A 16,596-nucleotide genomic window follows, 5' to 3' on the forward strand; every position below is an offset into this window, starting at 1 on the left:
CTGGAGGGTTCATGACCTCGTCTGTTTCACCGTCATCCCGTGACTTCTTCATTGCCGCAGCGGCGCTCTTGATCACGATGGTCGGCACAACGTTGCCCACGCCGTTGTACGCGATCTATCAGGAGCGGCTGGGGTTCGATGCGAGTTGGTTGACGATCATTTTCTCGATTTACGCTGCGGGGGTGATCGCGGCCCTGCTGGCTGTCGGCAGTTGGTCCGATCAATTGGGCCGTCGGCCATTGCTGTTTGCCGGGTTGTGCATGGGCGCGATCAGCGCGCTGATTTTTCTGTTCTCCGACTCTATCGGCGGGTTGCTGATCGGGCGTTTGTTCTCGGGATTTTCAGCGGGAATCATGACTGGCACGGCGACCGTCGCGGTGATCGAACTGGCGCCTAAAACCTGGAAGAACGCCACACTGATGGCGACCGCCGCCAATATGCTCGGCCTGGGGCTCGGGCCGATGCTGGCCGGGTTCACATCGCAGCATCTGGCCGATCCGCTGCACCTGATTTTCTACGTCCACCTGGCGCTGTTGCTACTTGCAACACTGGGGGTCGCCATGATTCGCGAGACGGTACAGCGCCCGGCGCAACGACGATTGTCTATCCAGAAACCATCGGTGCCTGCCTCCGTTCGCGGCGTGTTCATCTCGGCATCAATTGCAGGGCTGGCGGGGTTCAGTGTTGCCGGGCTGTTCACCAGCATGGTGCCTTCGGTGATGATTCACATCATGCAGATCCACGGCGGCTTGCTGATTGGCGCCGTGAGCGGGCTGTTTTTCGTGGCCTCGATCATCGGTCAGGCCACGTTGCAATGGCTGCCGCAACGGGCCCACATGACCCTCGGCTGTGTGGGATTAATCCTGGGGATGATCTGCCTGGGTCTCGGTATCGCCACAGCGCAGCTGTTCTTGCTGGTGAGCGCGGGGCTGCTGGCAGGCATCGGGCAAGGCATGATTCTGCGCGCCGCGATAGGCGCGGTGACCGCCAGCAGCCCGCCCCATCAGAAAGCGGGCGTGACCTCAGCGTTTTTTGTGGTGTTGTACATTTCGATATCGGTCCCCGTGGTCGCTGTAGGATTCAGCGTGCAGGCGTTTGGCTTGACCCATGTCGGCGAGTTTTTCGCAGGCCTCGTCGCCGTGGTGGCATTGGTAGCGATGGTCAGCATGCAGCGCGTGCAGTCCCGCGCGTCGGCTGTGGCGCCCTTGGGGAGATGAGCAGTGAGCATTAGGGTTGGCCTTATTTCAGACACCCATGGGCTGTTGCGCCCCCAGGCGCTCGACGCCTTGCGGGGGTGTGATTACCTGATTCATGGCGGCGACATCGGCAAGCCGGAGATTCTTGAAACGTTGAGGCAGATCGCGCCGCTGACCGTAGTGCGCGGCAACAATGATACGGACGATGCGTGGGCGGGGGACGTGCCGGTCGAGGCCGTCCTGAAGGTCGGCGGTGTGGGAATTTACGTCACCCACATCCTCGCCGACGTGCCCGAAACGCTGCCGCCGGACATCCGGGTCGTCGTCACCGGCCATTCCCACAAACCGCTGCAACAGACCCGCCACGGCGTCCTGTTCATCAACCCCGGCAGCGCCGGACCTCGCCGCTTCAAACTGCCGATTACCGTGGCCATGCTGCACATCGACGGGCTTGAGGTGCGCGGGGAGTTGATCGAGCTGAATGTGGGTTAGCGAAAAATCGAGCCTGTTGTAAGAGTGAGCTTGCTCACGAAGACGGCATATCGACCACTAGAGATTCAGCGGCTGCATCCACCTCTTCGTGAGCAAGCTCACTCCCACAGGTTCCGTCTCTGGCTTGAGATCAGGCCCGCCAGGATTCAATCACTTCGCAATCGGGTCCAGTCCACTGGCCTTGATCGCCGGGGCGGCCGCGGTGGAACTCAGAAACTCCAGAAACTGCTTTGCCTGTTCAGGGTGTTTGCTTTTGCTGACGACGCCTGCGGAGTACAGCGTCATTTGCTGGGCCTGGTCAGGGATCAGGCCGATGATGTCGATGCCGTCCACTGGTTTCAATTCGCTCAATTGCTGGAAGCCGATTTCCGCATCGCCCCGCGCGATCACTTCACCCACGGGCTCGGCCGGGATCATGTGGCTTTTGCTCTGAATGCGGTCGGCGATATGCATTTGATTGAACAGCACGCGGGAGAGGTAAACGCCGCTGGCGCTGTCGGAATAGGCGATGCTCTTGGCGTCGAGCAACGTTTGCTTGAAGGCTTCCATGTTGCTGATATCGGGGTGGGGTGCGCCGTGTTTAACGGCCATGGCGATGTAGGATTTGCCCAGGTCGACGCGGGTTTTTGGGTCGACCTGGCCGTCCTTGATCAGCTTGTCCAGCGCCGCGCCGACCATCAGCACCACGTCGGCAGGTTCCTGGCGGGCGAGACGGTTGGGGATGGCTTGCGGGGTTGCGCCCATCGACGGCGCCACTTCGCCTTGCAGTTTCACGCCCACGCGTTGTTCGTAATCCGGCGTGACGGCCTTGAACGCACCCATGATGCCGCCGGAACTCAGCACGATCAGTTGAACGGGGGCTGGGGGTGTTGCCGCCTGGACGAATGCCGCTGGAATGAAAGTGATGGCAGCGCTCAGCAGATAGGGCAGAATTTTTTTCATGAAAATGAACCTGACGATTTAAAAAGTGGCGTTGAATAAATAAAAAACAGCGCGGGCAGTATGTGGCAATTGCGCGGTGAGTAAATCCCTTTGTTGCCTTCACTGTTCACAGAGGGTCATTTCAGGCGCAGGTTCAGTGCTCCTGCAACGGCCTCAAGCCGCTGCCTCGTCGGAATCCCACTCAAGAAAATCGGGCCCACGCCGATGCTCAAGACGATCCCCTTATCTCTCTGGAAGATCGTCTTTCATGTTCAATAAACGTCTCAAACAAGAGTTGGCTGCGCTGCGTGAAGAGCTTTCATCAGTGGAGCAGGTGAGGAGCAGTCTGGACAGCGAAATGCTGTGCATGCGCCTGGACGCGCAGGGTCGTATCGAAACCGTCAACAGCAACTTTGAAAAGGAAATGCATTACCGCAGCGCCGACCTCGTCGGGCGTTCCCTCGAAGCGTTGACCCCTTCACACGTCAAGAGCCTGGATTTCTATCAGCGCATAATATCCGCCATCAGCCGGGGCGAGCATTTCAGCGGCGCCCTGCGTCTGCTGCGGGGCAATGGCCAAGAAGCCTGGCTGCGCTCGATCGTGCAGCCGGTGCTCGATAGCGGCGGCAAGGTCCGATATTTCACCATCCATTCCAGTGACCTGACCCGCACCATCGAGCATTCACGCGAACACGAAAACCTTATCGAAGCGCTGCAGCGTTCCACCGCCGTGATCGAATTCAACCTCAACGGCGAGGTGCTGGCGGCCAACGAGCGTTTTCTCAGCTCGATGGGCTATTCGTTGGCGCAGATTCAAGGTCAACATCACCGGATGTTCTGCGAGCCGAAAGAGTCAGGTTCGCCCGAGTATGAAGCGTTCTGGGACAAACTGCGCCGTGGCGAATTCGTCACCGGTCGCTTCAAGCGCGTGGACAGCCGGGGTCGTGAAGTCTGGCTCGAAGCCTCTTACAACCCTATTACCGATGCCCATGACCGGCTGTACAAAGTGGTGAAATTCGCCACCATCATCACCGAGCAGGTCAATCGCGAAAATGCCGTCGCCGAAGCGGCCGGCATCGCTTTCAGCACCTCGCAGCAAACCGACGGCAGCGCGCAAAAAGGTGCCGCTGTGGTCCAGGAGACCGTTGAGGTGATGCGCGAACTGGCCGGGCACATGGAACAGGCCGCCGATCGCATCTCCGCACTGGATAAACAGTCTCAGTTGATCGGCTCGATCATCCAGGCCATCAGCAGCATCGCCGACCAGACCAACCTGCTGGCGCTCAATGCCGCCATCGAAGCGGCGCGCGCGGGCGAGCAAGGACGCGGGTTTGCCGTGGTCGCCGATGAAGTCCGGCAACTGGCCTCGCGCACCAGCAAAGCCACCGAAGAAATCGTCGGCGTGGTGAAACAGAATCAGGAGTTGGCCGAACAGGCGGTCAACGTGATCATCAGCGGCAAGCAGCAGGCGCAGCAAGGCCTGGAACTCGCCGGTGAGGCGGGGTCGGTGATCGTTGAGATTCAGGACGGCGCGCGACGCGTCGTGAGTGCGGTGGGGCAGTTCGCGAATCAGTTGTCGAGCTGATCTTCAAAAGACCTCAAGCGTCACCTTGTCGGAAATCGCCATATCGTCTTCAAAACCGCTAAAAAAGCCGCGTCGGCGTGAGTATCCGGCGCGGCTTTTTTGCTTCAGACCCGGAAGCGGCTGACCAGCATTTGCAGCTGATTACCCAAGCGTGCGAGTTCAACGCTGGAGGCAGCGGTTTCTTCACTGGCGGCGGCGGTCTGTTCCGACACGTCGCGAACGTTGAGGATGCTGCGGCTGATCTCTTCGGCCACTGAACTCTGCTGTTCGGCAGCGGCAGCGATTTGCTGGTTCATGGCCTGGATGTTGGACACCGTGTGGGTAATGCTTTCCAGTGACGTGCCTGCCTTGCGCGTGAGGGCCACGCTGCTGTCGGTCAGGCTGCGGCTGCTGAGCATGATGTCCGACACCTGGCGCGTGCCGCTCTGCAGGGCGGCAACCAGTCCTTCGATTTCTTCAGTCGATTGCTGAGTGCGCTGGGCAAGGCCGCGCACTTCGTCGGCCACGACCGCAAACCCGCGCCCGGCCTCGCCCGCACGGGCGGCTTCGATGGCGGCATTGAGAGCCAGCAGGTTGGTCTGTTCAGCCACCGATTTGATGACGTCCATCACTTTGCCGATCTTGTCACTTTCCCGCTCCAGCACGCCCATGGCGTCCGAAGAGCGGATCACTTCGTGGGCCAGTTTTTCAATCTGCGCGATGGCTTCGCCCACCACTTTGTCACCGTCGCGCGCCTGCTTGTCGGCGTCGGAAGCAGCGCTCGAAGCCTGTTCGGCGTTGCGCGCGACTTCGTGCACGGTGGCCGACATTTCGTGCATCGCTGTGGCGACCTGATCGGTCTCCACTTTCTGGCTGTTGACGCCGGCACTGGTCTGCTCGGTAACCGCCGACAACTCTTCGGCTGCACTGGCGATTTGGGTAACGCTGTCACGAATGCCACCGATCAGGTCACGCAAGGTAGAGGCCATGCGCTGGATGCCGGTTTGCAGCACGCCAAGCTCGTCGCGGCGGGTCACGATCAGGTCATGGGTCAGGTCGCCGGAAGCGATACGGTCGACGACGGCCAGCGTTTCCTGCAGGGGACGAGTGATCTGACGGGTAATGATCAGCGCCGCCAGCGCACCGAAGATGAGGGCGAGCAGAGTGCCGCCGATCTGCAGAACGCGCGCCTGTTGAGTGTCGGCCGCGCCCAGCGTGGTTTGAAGATCGACCAGTTGCTGGCTCAGTTTGACGATGGCGGCGCCCTCGTCGGTCATCTCGGTGCGGGCAGCGTTGATGGTGTCATTGGCGACCTTGAAGCCCTGCACCGAACTGCGGTAACCGATCAGTGAGGCCTCAAGCTGCTTCAGGCGTTCGGCCTCCGGGGCGCCGAACGTCGATTTCAGCTGATCCATGCCGCCGATGGCGGTGGTCAGTTGACGGGCGGCAGCTTCTTCGGTCTTGGCCGTGGGGTTGCCGGTGTAGCCGCGCACTTCGTAGCGCACCAACATCACGTCTTCCTTGGCCTTGATGGCGGCCTGATACTGGGTGAAGCGGCGCTCGTCGGTAGGGTCGAGCTTGATCACGTCATCGGTGATGGCCGCGATCAATTCCGCGGCTTTCACGGCGTCCACGCCCATGTCGGCGCGAACCTTGGCGCTGGTTTTGTAGGCCTCGCGCATTTTGCCGAACGACGTTTCATAGGCACGGACCTGCTCGCCCAAGGCTCTGATCGGCGGGACGTTCAACGGATTGCTGAAGGTTTTTTCCAGGAACTGCTGCTGCGTCTTGAAAGCGTCGAGGGCAGTCTGCACGTTCTGAGCCACGGCTTCGTCGCCATTGCTGAGCATGTATTGCAGGCGAGTGATGCGCAGGTCGGTCAATTTATTGCTGAGCTGCATGATGTCCGCCACGCGCTCGCTGCGGAAGGTCATGGCGCCCAGGCTGGTCCAGCCGATGATGGCCAGCAAGGCAGTAAACACGAGGACGAAGCCGAACCCTAAAGCCAGCTTTTTGTTAACGCTGATGTTTGCAAACCAGCTCTTCATTCCAATTCTCCATAGTCCATTTTTCGAGTTGTCAGCCGGAGCGTTGTTGTTATGAGGGCCAGCAAAACAGTCATGTAGATGAATTCATCGGCCACACGCTGAGAATCTGAAACGGATACGGGGATTTGAAGGCGATTACCGACGCAGATGTGTAACAAATCTTACGGGGGGGGGAGTTGCCGGGCTTGAAACATCAAGCCCGGCAGAAGCCGGGCCAGGAAGGGACGAGCAGGTCTTAGCTCAAGCGGTTCGCGCCTACGCGGTCAGCGCCGTCAGCAGCAACGCGGCCCAGTTGGGTTTTCTCGGACCCGTTTTCAGCGACGCGGTTGGCGCCTACGCGGTCAGCGCCGTCAGCAGCAATGCGGCCCAGTTGGGTCTTCTCGGAGCCGTTTTCGGCAACGCGATTGGCGCCTACACGATCTGCGCCGTCGGCAGCAACGCGGTTGATAAGGGTGTGAGACGAACCGTTTTCAGCAACGACCGGTGCATCGACATGTTTGGCGACGGGCAGTGCGAAAGCGCTGGTTGCCAGTACAGAGAAGGCCAGGCCAAGGATCAGTTTGTGGGTTTTCATGGGGATTGCTCCAATTCGATTAAGTGGGTCACTCGGTATGGAGGCCATGTTACGCGGCGCTGGGTTATTAAAAACTCAATACGATTGGTAGCGATCATCGCTGGCATTGATAGTTAGTACGCCCCCCCGGCATGGCCTCGAAAGTCCGCGAAATGTAAGGCCGGATCAAGCGCAAACCCAGCGCCGCTCATGAGCCAATTTATTGACGGGCGCTGACCATCGCTTCCGAGGGTGACCGCCAAGTCATTGTTGTCAAAACATGGCGTCAACATTCCCGCGTTCGGGTGTATCAGGGATGAAATATTTCAACTGTCTAGGGTGCGCCAGACCTCATACCGTGTACGGGCTCCATCCTCGACCGTCGGGGGCGGGATTTCTCCAACCAAATGGAAGTTGCGTTATGAAACCTGTTCAGCGATTCACCACTCTCGACAGTTTCAGGGGCATCTGCGCGCTGCTGGTCGTGTTTTTTCACCTGCACGTCGTGGGTACCTTCATTCAACTGCCGTTCTTCCGGCGCGACGAGGTCCTGCTTAATTTCTTTTTCGTCCTCAGCGGGTTTGTGCTGGCTCACACCTACGGCATGAAACCCAACCTGTCGTTCAAGTCGTTCGTCGTTTCCAGGGTCTTTCGCCTCTATCCGCTGCATCTGGTCATGCTGGCATTCTTCATCCTGTTCGAAACGGCGCGCTGGTTGGCCTGGAAAAATGGCTTCAACCTGAACAACGTACCGTTCACCGGGACGTTCGCGTTGAAGGAGATACTCCCCAACCTGCTGCTGGTTCAGGCGTGGACCACCTACACCGAGACCATGTCGTTCAACTACCCGTCCTGGACCATCAGTATTGAGTTCTACATCTATATGCTGTTCGGCGCCCTGTGCATGCTCTCCATGCGCAATCGCTTTCTGTTGTTCGCCAGCGTTTCGGTGGTGGCCTTTATTCTGATCTTTTCGGAAAACGAGCCGTTGGTCGACCGCGCCATGCTCGGCTTGTCGTGCTTCTTCGCGGGCAACATCACGTATGTGGTGTACCTGCTGATTCGCGATAAAGGGCCTCTGAAACCCTGGCTCATGACCGTGCTGGAATGCGCCATGATGTACACGACGTACTGGATCGTGATGAACGACTTCGAGTATCGCTCGCCCATCGGCAGCCTGGCATTCTGCGCCCTGGTGTTGCTGTTCGCGTTCGAAGGTGGCCTGGTGTCGACCCTGCTCAAAACCGGCGTCTTCATGTTGCTCGGCAAACTGTCGTACTCGATCTACATGACCCACGCGGCCGTGATCTTCCTCCTCTCGACCGTCTTCATCATCGGCCAGAAAGTCACTGGCCTCGCCTTGGCGCCGATGATCGCGGGACAGCGTTTCATGGACACCGGGTCGATGTTCGGCAACAACCTCTTTGTGGTCGGCGTCACGGTGCTCACGGTGGTGGTGGCCGGGTTCGCGCACAAATACATCGAGTTGAAAGGCTACGAAATGGGCAAGCGCTTCCTGGGCAAATCCGCTGCGGCCAAAGCGCATGTGGAAAAGCCGGAATCAGCCCCGGCGCTCAAGCCGCAGGTCGATCGGGTCGCCTGATCGCCCTTCTACACATGTCAGGTGGCTGGCTGCTGGGCGCGGAGCCACTCGACGATTCCCAGCCCCGCCGCGCGACCGCTGGCAAAACAGGCGGTCAACAGGTATCCGCCGGTAGGCGCTTCCCAGTCCAGCATCTCGCCCGCGCAGAAAACGCCGGGCAGCGAGGTGAGCATCAATCTCGCGTCCATTGCCTCGAAGGTCACGCCGCCCGCAGTGCTGATCGCCTCATCCAGCGGGCGCGGTTTGATCAGCGTCAGTGGCAAGTGCTTCACAGCGTGGGCCAGAAGTCCCGGATCGGCAAACGCTTCAGCCGGGGCCAACTCCCGAAGCAGCGCAGCCTTCACACCGTCGAGTCCCAACTGGCTGTGCAGATGTTTGGCCATCGAACGCGAGCCACGGGGTTTGCTCAGGGCATTCTGCGCGTCGGTCAGGGATTTGTTGGGCAGCAAATCAATTTCAACGACGGCACTGCCCTGTCGATTGATTGCTTCGCGAATCTGCGCTGACAGCGCATACACCAGACTGCCTTCGACGCCGGTCTGCGTCAGCACGCATTCACCCAAGCGCAGCGTCTGCCCCTGCAGGCCCATTGCGATGTTTTTGAGCGGGGCACCTGCGAATTTGTTGCGCATCAGCTCGCTCCAGGCGCTGACCTCAAACCCACAATTGGCAGCCTGAAGCGGCGCGACCTGTACGCCCTGCCGTTCGAGCAGCGGGAGCCAGGCCCCGTCCGACCCCAAGCGGGCCCAACTGGCCCCCCCCAGCGCCAGCAGCGTTGCGGCGGGAGCGACCCGCAGTTCACCTTCCGGGTTTTCAAGGCGCAGGCTTTGGTCGGCGTTCCACCCCAACCAGCGATGGCGGGTGTGGATAACCACGCCGCCGTCGCGCAGGCGTTTGAGCCAGGCGCGCAGCAACGGCGCGGCTTTCATGTCGCAGGGAAACACTCGTCCGGAGCTGCCGACGAACGTGTCGATGCCGAGCCCGTGAATCCACTCGCACAAAGCGTCGGCATCAAATGCGCGCAGTAGGGGCGCCAAGTGCGGCGCGCGTTCGGCATAGCGTGACAGAAACGCCGGGTACGCCTCGGAATGGGTGATGTTCATGCCGCCGACCCCGGCCAGCAAAAACTTGCGGCCCACCGAGGGCATGGCGTCGTAGAGTTCGACCTTGAAACCAGCCTGGCTCAGCACTTCGGCAGCCATTAACCCGGCCGGGCCACCCCCGATGATGGCGACGGCGTGAGTGGAGGAAGTAGAGGCTGAAATCATGGTCAACGTGCGGATCATCGAAGTGGGTCGCGCATTCTACCCGAGGCCTGTGACGAACGAACGGCCTGTGGAAAACTTTTGAGCAAAAAACGTACAGCGCTGCGCGAGGCTTATGAAATATGGGCTCTGTAGCCTTGCGCTCAGGTTATCCACAGGTGGTTCCACAGCGGATGTGGGTAAATGAGCCGACGTACTGAACGCTGTCGATCCAACCATCAAAGCCCCTCCGAGACCCAGACACGCTGCGCACTGTGATGCAAAATCCCGTGCCGGCGGGCGAGGGCTTCGCGATCCTTGCTGTAGCCGCCGCCAATGACCCCCATCACCGGAATGTCGCGACCCAGGCAATGCCGCATCACCGCTTCGTCACGTCGCGCTACCCCTTCATCGGTCAGCTGCAGATAACCCAACGCATCGTCCTTGTGCACGTCGACCCCTGCGTCATAAAGCACGAGGTCGGGCCGGTAGAGCGGCAGCAAGTAATTAAGCGTGTCATCGACCACCTTCAGGTAATCATCGTCGCCCATGCCCATCGGCAGCGGAATGTCCCAGTCGCTCTGAGCCTTGCGCGCGGGAAAGTTTTTCTCGCAGTGCAGGGAAACCGTGATCGCGTCTTCGGTGTGTTCGAGAATTCGTGCGGTGCCATCGCCCTGATGAACATCGCAGTCGAAGATCAACACACGGTCAACACGGCCGCTCTGCAGCAAGTAATGGCTGATGATGGCCAGGTCGTTGAAAATGCAAAACCCGGCGGGATAATCGTAATGCGCGTGATGCGTACCTCCGGCCAGATGACAGGCCAGACCGTGTTGCAGGGCTTTTTCGGCAGTGAGTAAGGAACCCCCCACCGCGCGCACCGTACGTCGGGCCAGATCCTCGCTCCAGGGCAGGCCCAGGCGGCGCTGGTCCTCGCGGGAAAGGTCGCCATCCATGTAGCGCCGGATGTAGGCAGGGTCGTGGGCGAGCGCCAGAATATCGTCCGGGCAGACCTGCGGGCGGAAGAGTTGAGCATCTGTCGTCAGACCGCTGTCGATAAGGTGGTCGTGCAGCAGACGGAATTTGTCCATCGGGAAGCGATGGTCGGGCGGAAACGCCGGGCTGTAGTCTTCGTGGTAGATAAGCGGCAGGGGCATAGTGCGTACACATGGGTTCGATGGGCAATCTTGCCAGTTATGCCCGTCCTGGCACAGCGGTCTGGCCGGGATAAAGCGTCGCTGCAGTGGCGGGCGATTCTGATGGGAATTTGAGAGGCGGGGCAGGGGGATGTTCAATGGAACCGATACTTGAGCTCAACAGCGCGCGCTTGTTGCTGCGTCAGTGGCGGGATGATGATCTGCCGGCTTTCGCGCAGATGTGCGCCGACCCACAGGTGATGCGGTATTTCCCGCAAACGCTGACGCGCCTGGAAAGCGCCAAGATGATCGGGCGTGTGCGCGGTCATTTCGCTGAATACGGCTTTGGTCTGTGGGCTCTCGAACGCAAGGATACGGGCGAATTCATCGGTTTTACCGGGCTCAACGTCGTAGGTTTCAACGCAGCATTCACGCCTGCCGTCGAAATCGGCTGGCGACTGGCGCGGGAACACTGGGGCCTCGGATACGCCAGTGAAGCGGCCTGGACCGTGCTGGGCTGCGGGTTCGAGCACGTTGAGCTGGACGAGATCGTCTCGTTCACCGCCGTCAGCAACCTGCCTTCGCAAAAGGTCATGCAGGCTATTGGCATGCAGAACGATCCTGCCGACGACTTCGACCACCCCAACCTTCCCGAAGGCCACCCTCTGCGGCCCCACGTGCTGTACCGCATCAACCGCCAGCAATGGCTCGCCACGTTGTGATCGGAGGGAATCGCACCGCAAACCTCTGTATCATCTGGCGCATTGCCCACGTCCGCCGAGGCACGGCGTTCGCGGCTGGATGAGTGTGAAATGACTGTGCGAGGAGTCTCTGAATGAGCCATGTGCTGGATGATCTGGTGTCGCTGTTGAGCCTGGAGTCGATCGAAGAAAACCTCTTCCGTGGACGTAGCCAGGACCTTGGCTTTCGCCAGCTGTTTGGCGGGCAAGTGCTGGGGCAGTCGCTGTCGGCGGCGAGCCAGACCGTTGAGGATGAGCGCCACGTCCATTCGCTGCACGGCTATTTCCTGCGACCTGGCGATGCGAAAATGCCGGTGGTGTATCAAGTCGATCGGGTGCGCGATGGCGGCAGTTTCAGCACGCGTCGTGTGACGGCGATCCAGAAAGGCCACCCGATCTTCACCTGCAGCGCCTCGTTTCAATACGACGAAGAAGGTTTCGAACACCAGAGCCAGATGCCGGATGTGGTCGGTCCCGAAAACCTGCCCTGCGAGATTGAACTGGCCCGGCAGCGCGAACACCTGATTCCTGAGCACATGCGAGACAAGTTGCTGTGCCCGAAACCCATCGAGGTGCGGCCTGTCACGCAGTTCGACCCGTTCGATCCCACCCCCGCAGACCCGGTGAAATACGTGTGGTTTCGCGCCGACGGCACGCTGCCGGACATCCCGGCGCTGCACAAATACATGCTCGCTTACGCCTCGGACTTCAATCTGCTGACCACCTCGATGCTGCCCCACGGCAAATCTGTCTGGCAGAAAGACATGCAGATCGCCAGCCTTGACCACGCCCTGTGGTTCCACGGCGAGCTGCGCGCCGATGAGTGGCTGCTCTATGCGATGGACAGTCCCTGGGCCGGTAACTCTCGCGGATTTTCTCGCGGCAGCGTTTATAACCGTGCGGGCAAACTCGTCGCCTCGGTGAGTCAGGAAGGCCTGATCCGCCACCGCAAGGATTGGGCATGAGCCTGTCGCAGGTGCGCCACTGGGTGTTCGACATGGACGGCACGTTGACGGTTGCCGTGCATGATTTCCCGGCGATCAAACGCGCATTGGGCATCCCGCAGAACGACGACATCCTCACCCACCTGGCCGCTCTGCCCGCCGACGAAGGCGCTGCCAAGCACGCCTGGCTGCTGGAACATGAACGCGCGCTGGCGGTGGCATCGAAACCGGCCACCGGCGCAGTGGAGCTGGTACGTGAATTGGCGGGGCGCGGCTATCGATTGGGCATCCTCACCCGTAACGCCCGCGAGCTGGCCCATGTGACGCTCGAAGCCATCGGCGTCGCCGACTGTTTTGACGTCGACGATGTGCTGGGACGTGACGAGGCGCCGCCGAAACCCGACCCGGGTGGATTGCTGAAACTCGCCGAGGTCTGGAACGTTGCGCCTTCGCAAATGGTGATGGTGGGCGATTACCAGTTCGACCTCGCCTGTGGGAAAGCCGCGGGTGCCCGCGCTGTGCTGGTCAATCTGCCTGAGAATCCCTGGCCGGAACTGACCGATTGGCATGCGGATGATTGCGTGGCATTGCTCAATATTCTTAACGCCAGCGCCTGACACAGCGGTGTTTGTCAGACATGCACCGAACATGTGGGAGCCGGCTTGCTGGCGAAGGCGGTGCGTCAGCGACGATGATGTCGCCTGATAGTCCGTATTCGCCAGCAAGCCGGCTCCCACCGTTTCAAAGACCGCGCCGTATCAATTCCCCTTGAACAACGCCGCCTGCCCCTCGGGTGAGGTGAACATCGCGTCGCCGTTATGGCCCACGCCCTTCACCTCCACCAACCGCTGATTGATCCCTTCAGGGTGACGCTTGGTCAGGTAATCGAAGAAGTTGTGCCCGCGCACCAGGCGAAACGGCCCTTGCGCCTCGGCACCGCAGTCCTTGTCCAGTGCCGGGTGATTCGGGTCGGTGTCCTGTTCGCCCAGTAGATAGGTGATGTCACGCTTCACATAGGCTGCTTCCAACTCCGCCACGGTCTCCTTGCCTGCGTAAGCAGGCAGCTTGTTCATGCCGTACTTCCAAGTGTCGAACCCCGGGCAGCTCGCTGCGCTCACCGGCAACGGTCGTGTGGCGTCGAAATAGGCATAAGACGAAGGATTGGCGATCACGTACCGCAGCTTGATCCCTTCCTTCTTCAGCAACGCATCTTCCTTGCCGCCGATCATCGCGTAGCGCTGGACCACCTGTGCACCGCCGGAGTGACCGGCAATCACGATCTCTTTCAGGTTCGGGAACAGCTTGCTGTCGCTCAGGCGTTTGAGGATATGGTCGATGACCACGAACGAACTGATCGGCCTGGCGCCGAGCGACTTGTCGCCTGCCATCCAGTCGTTGGTGTGCCAGCGCAGCACCGTTTCCGGCAAGTGATGTGCGGCAATGTCTTTCTCATCGAGGAATTGCGGCGCGATCAGCAGGGTCTTGGACCGCTGCTTGGACTGGTTGGCCGCCCGTTCGACGCTGCGCAGGTAGGTCTGAGCATTGCGCAAACGGCCGTGGAAAATGATCACCACACGCTGAATCTGTGGGCTGGGACGCGCCCAGCTCTGGCTCAGGCCCAGCGTGGCCTGAGACGTTCCATTGATCAGCAGCCGGTCGGGGCTGATGGATTTGACCGCCTGATCCGCAGCATGAGCCGTCGCGCTCATCAGGGTGCCCAACAACAGGATCGAAAGCGGTTTCATCATGTGATCAGAGGCTCTTGGCGGCGAATGTATCGCATTGGTTGATTTGTCCCTGGGCGAAACCGGTCTTGAACCAGCGAACCCGCTGGGCAGACGTCCCGTGAGTGAACGAGTCCGGCACTACACGCCCTTGGCTTTGTTGCTGCAAACGGTCGTCGCCAATGGCATTCGCCGCATTCAGCGCCTCTTCAATATCACCCGGTTCAAGCCAGTTCAAACGCTTTTGCGCGTTGTTGGCCCAAACGCCGGCGAGGCAATCTGCCTGCAGCTCCTGACGCACCAACAGGCCGCTGTCACCCTCCATGCGCATACCGCGCTGGCGAGCGGCGTCAACTTTAGCTGAAACCCCTAACAAGATCTGCACATGATGGCCAACTTCATGGGCAATCACGTACGCCTGCGCAAAATCGCCCGCGGCCTTGAAGCGCTGGCTCATCTCGCGGAAAAATTCCATGTCCAGGTAGACCCGCTGATCCGCCGGGCAATAGAAAGGGCCACTGGCCGACGACGCAAAGCCGCAGGCCGACTGCACTTGGCCACGGAACAGGATCAGCGTCGGATTTTTATACTGCCGGCCGTTCTGTTGGAAGATTTGGCCCCACGTGTCCTCGGTATCGCCCAGAATCGCCCGCACGAAATCCGCTTGCTCGTCGTTGGCCGGAGGCGCCTGGCGCGTTTGAGGACTGACCGGACTGGTTTGCTGAGTGCCGACTTGCCCGGCGATCTGCCCGAGAATCTGCATCGGGTCCTGACCCGTCAACAGGCCGATGGCGACAATGATCACAATCCCGCCAATCCCCAGCCCCTTGCCCCCAATCCGCATCCCACCGCCACCACCAGAGTCGTCGCGTGCATCGACGACGTTGTCACTGCGACGTCCTTTTTTCCAAAGCATGGGAGGAATCCTCTTTTAGTCGTGTAGGAAGTGTAGACGTCGGGGAAGGTACGGCGTCTGACTGCTGGGACTAAGAGAGGGAAGCGAAGGGAATGGTTCAGGGGATGCTCTGTGATTGCGGAGCATTCCCTAACCTTGCCGACTATTGAGAGCTTTTGATGGCGTAACACAGTGCAGCCAGGACGCCGCCGTTGACGAAAAGCCAGATGTGAAGTGCCCAGATATGTTGCCTCAAACGGAAGGGGATCCTGAGGTGAGCATCTTGGGTAATGTCACCTCGGCGGTACATGATTCCCGGCATGTACATAATTGCGAAGATGATGCTGAGTCGCATCTGCCGTCCGATCACGCCGCCTTGCCACAGGTTTCGGGTGTTTGTAACACCTTGGCAGTCGGACAAATGCTCTTCGAGTACATCGATATTCTTGTAGGTGAACCAGCCCATTGCGATGAGATTGATCCACGACGAAATGAGCCAAGCCAAGCCTAGGACGATAAAAATCGGCATTATGGCTTCCATTCGTAGATCATTTCGCCAATGTGCTCGCCACCCCACTCACCTGCGGATCCTGCAACGTAGCCGCCAATAGCAGACGCGACGATACCGCATCCAATCGCGCCTAAACCGCCGGTTGGTACTCCGAACACGACCATACAAAGCGGTGTAAGGGTGGCCATTCCGATAGTGCCTCCTATAAGGCCTCCGCTAATGCCGGTGATCAGCTTCGACCCCTCAACATATTTCGCCCTCCTGCACATCTCCTCCCGCCCCGTCGAACACGCTTCCTTGATCTCAAGATGCGTCGACCACGCATTTAACGCGATCCCGATCGGCGTGCCCGCCCTCAGCAACTTCGAAGCCTTGGCAATATGTTCCAGCCGCTGGGCATACCCGCGAATCTCTTGGTTATGCAGGTAACTTTTCGTCGAAACCCCCAGCATTTTCTTGATCGAGCCGTCGTTGCGCAGGCCGGTGCCCCAGTGGGCGATGCCTTTGAGTTGGGTGGCGAGTTTGGCGAAGTGCACGCGGCGTTGGTTGATGAACTCCTGCCGGGCGATAGGGGTGCCGCGTTTGAGGGCGAGTTGATACAGCTGTTCGATGTCTTTGAGGGTGGCTTCGACGCCTTTGAGGTGTTTTTCCCAGCTGCCCGTGGTGGCGCCGATCCCCAGTGAACTGTAGCCGAGTATTTGTTGCAGGAGGTCGTAATTTTGGACGATGTCGGCGTCGGCGCGGGTCTGATGCTGGAACAGCGCGTGGTGAGTGCCGTAAGCGAGCCGCATCATTTCGGCCTCTTCGGGCGATACGCGCGGCGTCGATTCGTCGCCCACCACCATGAGTTGGCCGGGCATGACCAGCGTGCCGTACACATGGCGATTGAGGTGGTCGAACTTTGCTCCGCCGCCTACCTGCGCCTTGATGGTCGGGTAGTGCTGAAGCTGGTCGTTGATGAACACATACGGCTTGCCTGCCACTGCCATTGCCTTGTCCCTGAAGAAACATGAGGGCGCGAGGAT

Annotated in this window: 15 protein-coding genes and 2 pseudogenes; 8 read left to right on the plus strand and 9 right to left on the minus strand. The window is 59.8% G+C overall.

All coding sequences use genetic code 11. From position 1 onward, the window contains the following. Positions 1–11 precede the first annotated feature (11 nt). Complete coding sequence (locus B3N48_RS02625; protein ID WP_296179049.1) at positions 12–1,217, plus strand: MFS transporter; 1,206 nt, start codon at positions 12–14, stop codon at positions 1,215–1,217. A gap of 9 nt (positions 1,218–1,226) precedes the next feature. Beyond that, complete coding sequence (locus B3N48_RS02630) at positions 1,227–1,688, plus strand: metallophosphoesterase family protein (protein ID WP_296179145.1); 462 nt, start codon at positions 1,227–1,229, stop codon at positions 1,686–1,688. 150 nt (positions 1,689–1,838) lie between these two features. On the opposite strand, the gene B3N48_RS02635 is transcribed toward B3N48_RS02630, so the two are convergent. Next, positions 1,839–2,630, minus strand: coding sequence for a substrate-binding domain-containing protein (locus tag B3N48_RS02635; protein WP_296179051.1), 792 nt, complete (start codon positions 2,628–2,630; stop codon positions 1,839–1,841). Positions 2,631–2,976: 346 nt separating this feature from the next. On the opposite strand from B3N48_RS02635, the pseudogene B3N48_RS26770 reads away from it, so the two are divergent. Next, positions 2,977–3,654, plus strand: a pseudogene (locus B3N48_RS26770) (PAS domain-containing protein); the annotation flags it as partial. A 105-nt stretch (positions 3,655–3,759) separates the two neighbouring features. Then, a pseudogene (locus B3N48_RS26775) lies at positions 3,760–4,194 on the plus strand (methyl-accepting chemotaxis protein); the annotation flags it as partial. 104 nt (positions 4,195–4,298) lie between these two features. Here the strand turns inward: B3N48_RS26775 and B3N48_RS02645 are convergent. Both B3N48_RS02645 and B3N48_RS02650 read right to left on the minus strand, forming a co-directional pair. Then, entirely contained in the window at positions 4,299–6,221 is a 1,923-nt protein-coding gene (locus B3N48_RS02645) for a methyl-accepting chemotaxis protein (protein WP_296179055.1), read from the minus strand. Between the two features lie 235 nt (positions 6,222–6,456). Continuing rightward, complete coding sequence (locus tag B3N48_RS02650; RefSeq protein ID WP_296179057.1) at positions 6,457–6,795, minus strand: hypothetical protein; 339 nt, start codon at positions 6,793–6,795, stop codon at positions 6,457–6,459. Between the two features lie 400 nt (positions 6,796–7,195). On the opposite strand from B3N48_RS02650, the gene B3N48_RS02655 reads away from it, so the two are divergent. Continuing rightward, positions 7,196–8,377: an acyltransferase family protein gene (locus tag B3N48_RS02655; protein ID WP_296179059.1), complete on the plus strand. Its 1,182-nt coding sequence runs from the start codon at positions 7,196–7,198 to the stop codon at positions 8,375–8,377. A gap of 17 nt (positions 8,378–8,394) precedes the next feature. Here the strand turns inward: B3N48_RS02655 and B3N48_RS02660 are convergent, their stop codons facing one another. After that, positions 8,395–9,645: a TIGR03862 family flavoprotein gene (locus B3N48_RS02660; protein ID WP_296179148.1), complete on the minus strand. Its 1,251-nt coding sequence runs from the start codon at positions 9,643–9,645 to the stop codon at positions 8,395–8,397. Between the two features lie 215 nt (positions 9,646–9,860). Then, positions 9,861–10,778 carry a histone deacetylase family protein gene (locus B3N48_RS02665; protein ID WP_296179061.1) on the minus strand — a complete coding sequence of 306 codons (918 nt, stop codon included), beginning with the start codon at positions 10,776–10,778 and terminating at the stop codon, positions 9,861–9,863. Between the two features lie 137 nt (positions 10,779–10,915). Between B3N48_RS02665 and B3N48_RS02670 the strand changes: the two genes are divergently transcribed. The 3 genes from B3N48_RS02670 to B3N48_RS02680 all read left to right on the plus strand — a co-directional run bounded on the left by B3N48_RS02670 (position 10,916) and on the right by B3N48_RS02680 (position 13,058). Next, positions 10,916–11,479, plus strand: coding sequence for a GNAT family N-acetyltransferase (locus B3N48_RS02670; RefSeq protein WP_296179063.1), 564 nt, complete (start codon positions 10,916–10,918; stop codon positions 11,477–11,479). Between the two features lie 113 nt (positions 11,480–11,592). Next, complete coding sequence (gene tesB / locus B3N48_RS02675; protein WP_296179065.1) at positions 11,593–12,462, plus strand: acyl-CoA thioesterase II; 870 nt, start codon at positions 11,593–11,595, stop codon at positions 12,460–12,462. Further along, the gene (locus B3N48_RS02680) at positions 12,459–13,058 is read left to right on the plus strand and encodes an HAD family hydrolase (protein WP_296179066.1); all 600 of its coding nucleotides are present in this window, start codon (positions 12,459–12,461) and stop codon (positions 13,056–13,058) included. Before tesB ends, B3N48_RS02680 begins: the two co-directional genes overlap by 4 nt. 141 nt (positions 13,059–13,199) lie before the next feature. Here the strand turns inward: B3N48_RS02680 and B3N48_RS02685 are convergent, their stop codons facing one another. The 4 genes from B3N48_RS02685 to B3N48_RS02700 all read right to left on the minus strand — a co-directional run bounded on the left by B3N48_RS02685 (position 13,200) and on the right by B3N48_RS02700 (position 16,560). Next, positions 13,200–14,189 carry an alpha/beta hydrolase gene (locus B3N48_RS02685; RefSeq protein WP_296179068.1) on the minus strand — a complete coding sequence of 330 codons (990 nt, stop codon included), beginning with the start codon at positions 14,187–14,189 and terminating at the stop codon, positions 13,200–13,202. A 4-nt stretch (positions 14,190–14,193) separates the two neighbouring features. Continuing rightward, positions 14,194–15,081, minus strand: a complete 888-nt coding sequence (locus B3N48_RS02690) for a KPN_02809 family neutral zinc metallopeptidase (protein WP_296179070.1) — start codon at positions 15,079–15,081, stop codon at positions 14,194–14,196. 142 nt (positions 15,082–15,223) lie between these two features. Beyond that, positions 15,224–15,589 (minus strand): hypothetical protein, encoded by a 366-nt coding sequence (locus tag B3N48_RS02695; protein ID WP_296179071.1) that lies wholly within the window; start codon positions 15,587–15,589, stop codon positions 15,224–15,226. Further along, positions 15,589–16,560, minus strand: coding sequence for a hypothetical protein (locus B3N48_RS02700; protein WP_296179072.1), 972 nt, complete (start codon positions 16,558–16,560; stop codon positions 15,589–15,591). Before B3N48_RS02700 ends, B3N48_RS02695 begins: the two co-directional genes overlap by 1 nt. Between the last annotated feature and the right edge of the window lie 36 nt (positions 16,561–16,596).

This window comes from Pseudomonas sp. UBA1879 (genome assembly GCF_002338065.1).
In the GTDB taxonomy this organism is placed as follows: domain Bacteria; phylum Pseudomonadota; class Gammaproteobacteria; order Pseudomonadales; family Pseudomonadaceae; genus Aquipseudomonas.

Excerpts from the sequence above, each read along its gene's own strand:
- B3N48_RS02625 (WP_296179049.1), top strand. The coding sequence starts at position 12 with ATGACCTCGTCTGTTTCACCGTCATCCCGTGACTTCTTCATTGCCGCA.
- B3N48_RS02635 (WP_296179051.1), bottom strand. The coding sequence starts at position 2,630 with ATGAAAAAAATTCTGCCCTATCTGCTGAGCGCTGCCATCACTTTCATT.
- B3N48_RS02645 (WP_296179055.1), bottom strand. The coding sequence starts at position 6,221 with ATGAAGAGCTGGTTTGCAAACATCAGCGTTAACAAAAAGCTGGCTTTA.
- B3N48_RS02650 (WP_296179057.1), bottom strand. The coding sequence starts at position 6,795 with ATGAAAACCCACAAACTGATCCTTGGCCTGGCCTTCTCTGTACTGGCA.
- B3N48_RS02655 (WP_296179059.1), top strand. The coding sequence starts at position 7,196 with ATGAAACCTGTTCAGCGATTCACCACTCTCGACAGTTTCAGGGGCATC.
- B3N48_RS02660 (WP_296179148.1), bottom strand. The coding sequence starts at position 9,645 with ATGATTTCAGCCTCTACTTCCTCCACTCACGCCGTCGCCATCATCGGG.
- B3N48_RS02665 (WP_296179061.1), bottom strand. The coding sequence starts at position 10,778 with ATGCCCCTGCCGCTTATCTACCACGAAGACTACAGCCCGGCGTTTCCG.
- B3N48_RS02670 (WP_296179063.1), top strand. The coding sequence starts at position 10,916 with ATGGAACCGATACTTGAGCTCAACAGCGCGCGCTTGTTGCTGCGTCAG.
- tesB (WP_296179065.1), top strand. The coding sequence starts at position 11,593 with ATGAGCCATGTGCTGGATGATCTGGTGTCGCTGTTGAGCCTGGAGTCG.
- B3N48_RS02680 (WP_296179066.1), top strand. The coding sequence starts at position 12,459 with ATGAGCCTGTCGCAGGTGCGCCACTGGGTGTTCGACATGGACGGCACG.
- B3N48_RS02685 (WP_296179068.1), bottom strand. The coding sequence starts at position 14,189 with ATGATGAAACCGCTTTCGATCCTGTTGTTGGGCACCCTGATGAGCGCG.
- B3N48_RS02690 (WP_296179070.1), bottom strand. The coding sequence starts at position 15,081 with ATGCTTTGGAAAAAAGGACGTCGCAGTGACAACGTCGTCGATGCACGC.
- B3N48_RS02695 (WP_296179071.1), bottom strand. The coding sequence starts at position 15,589 with ATGCCGATTTTTATCGTCCTAGGCTTGGCTTGGCTCATTTCGTCGTGG.
- B3N48_RS02700 (WP_296179072.1), bottom strand. The coding sequence starts at position 16,560 with ATGGCAGTGGCAGGCAAGCCGTATGTGTTCATCAACGACCAGCTTCAG.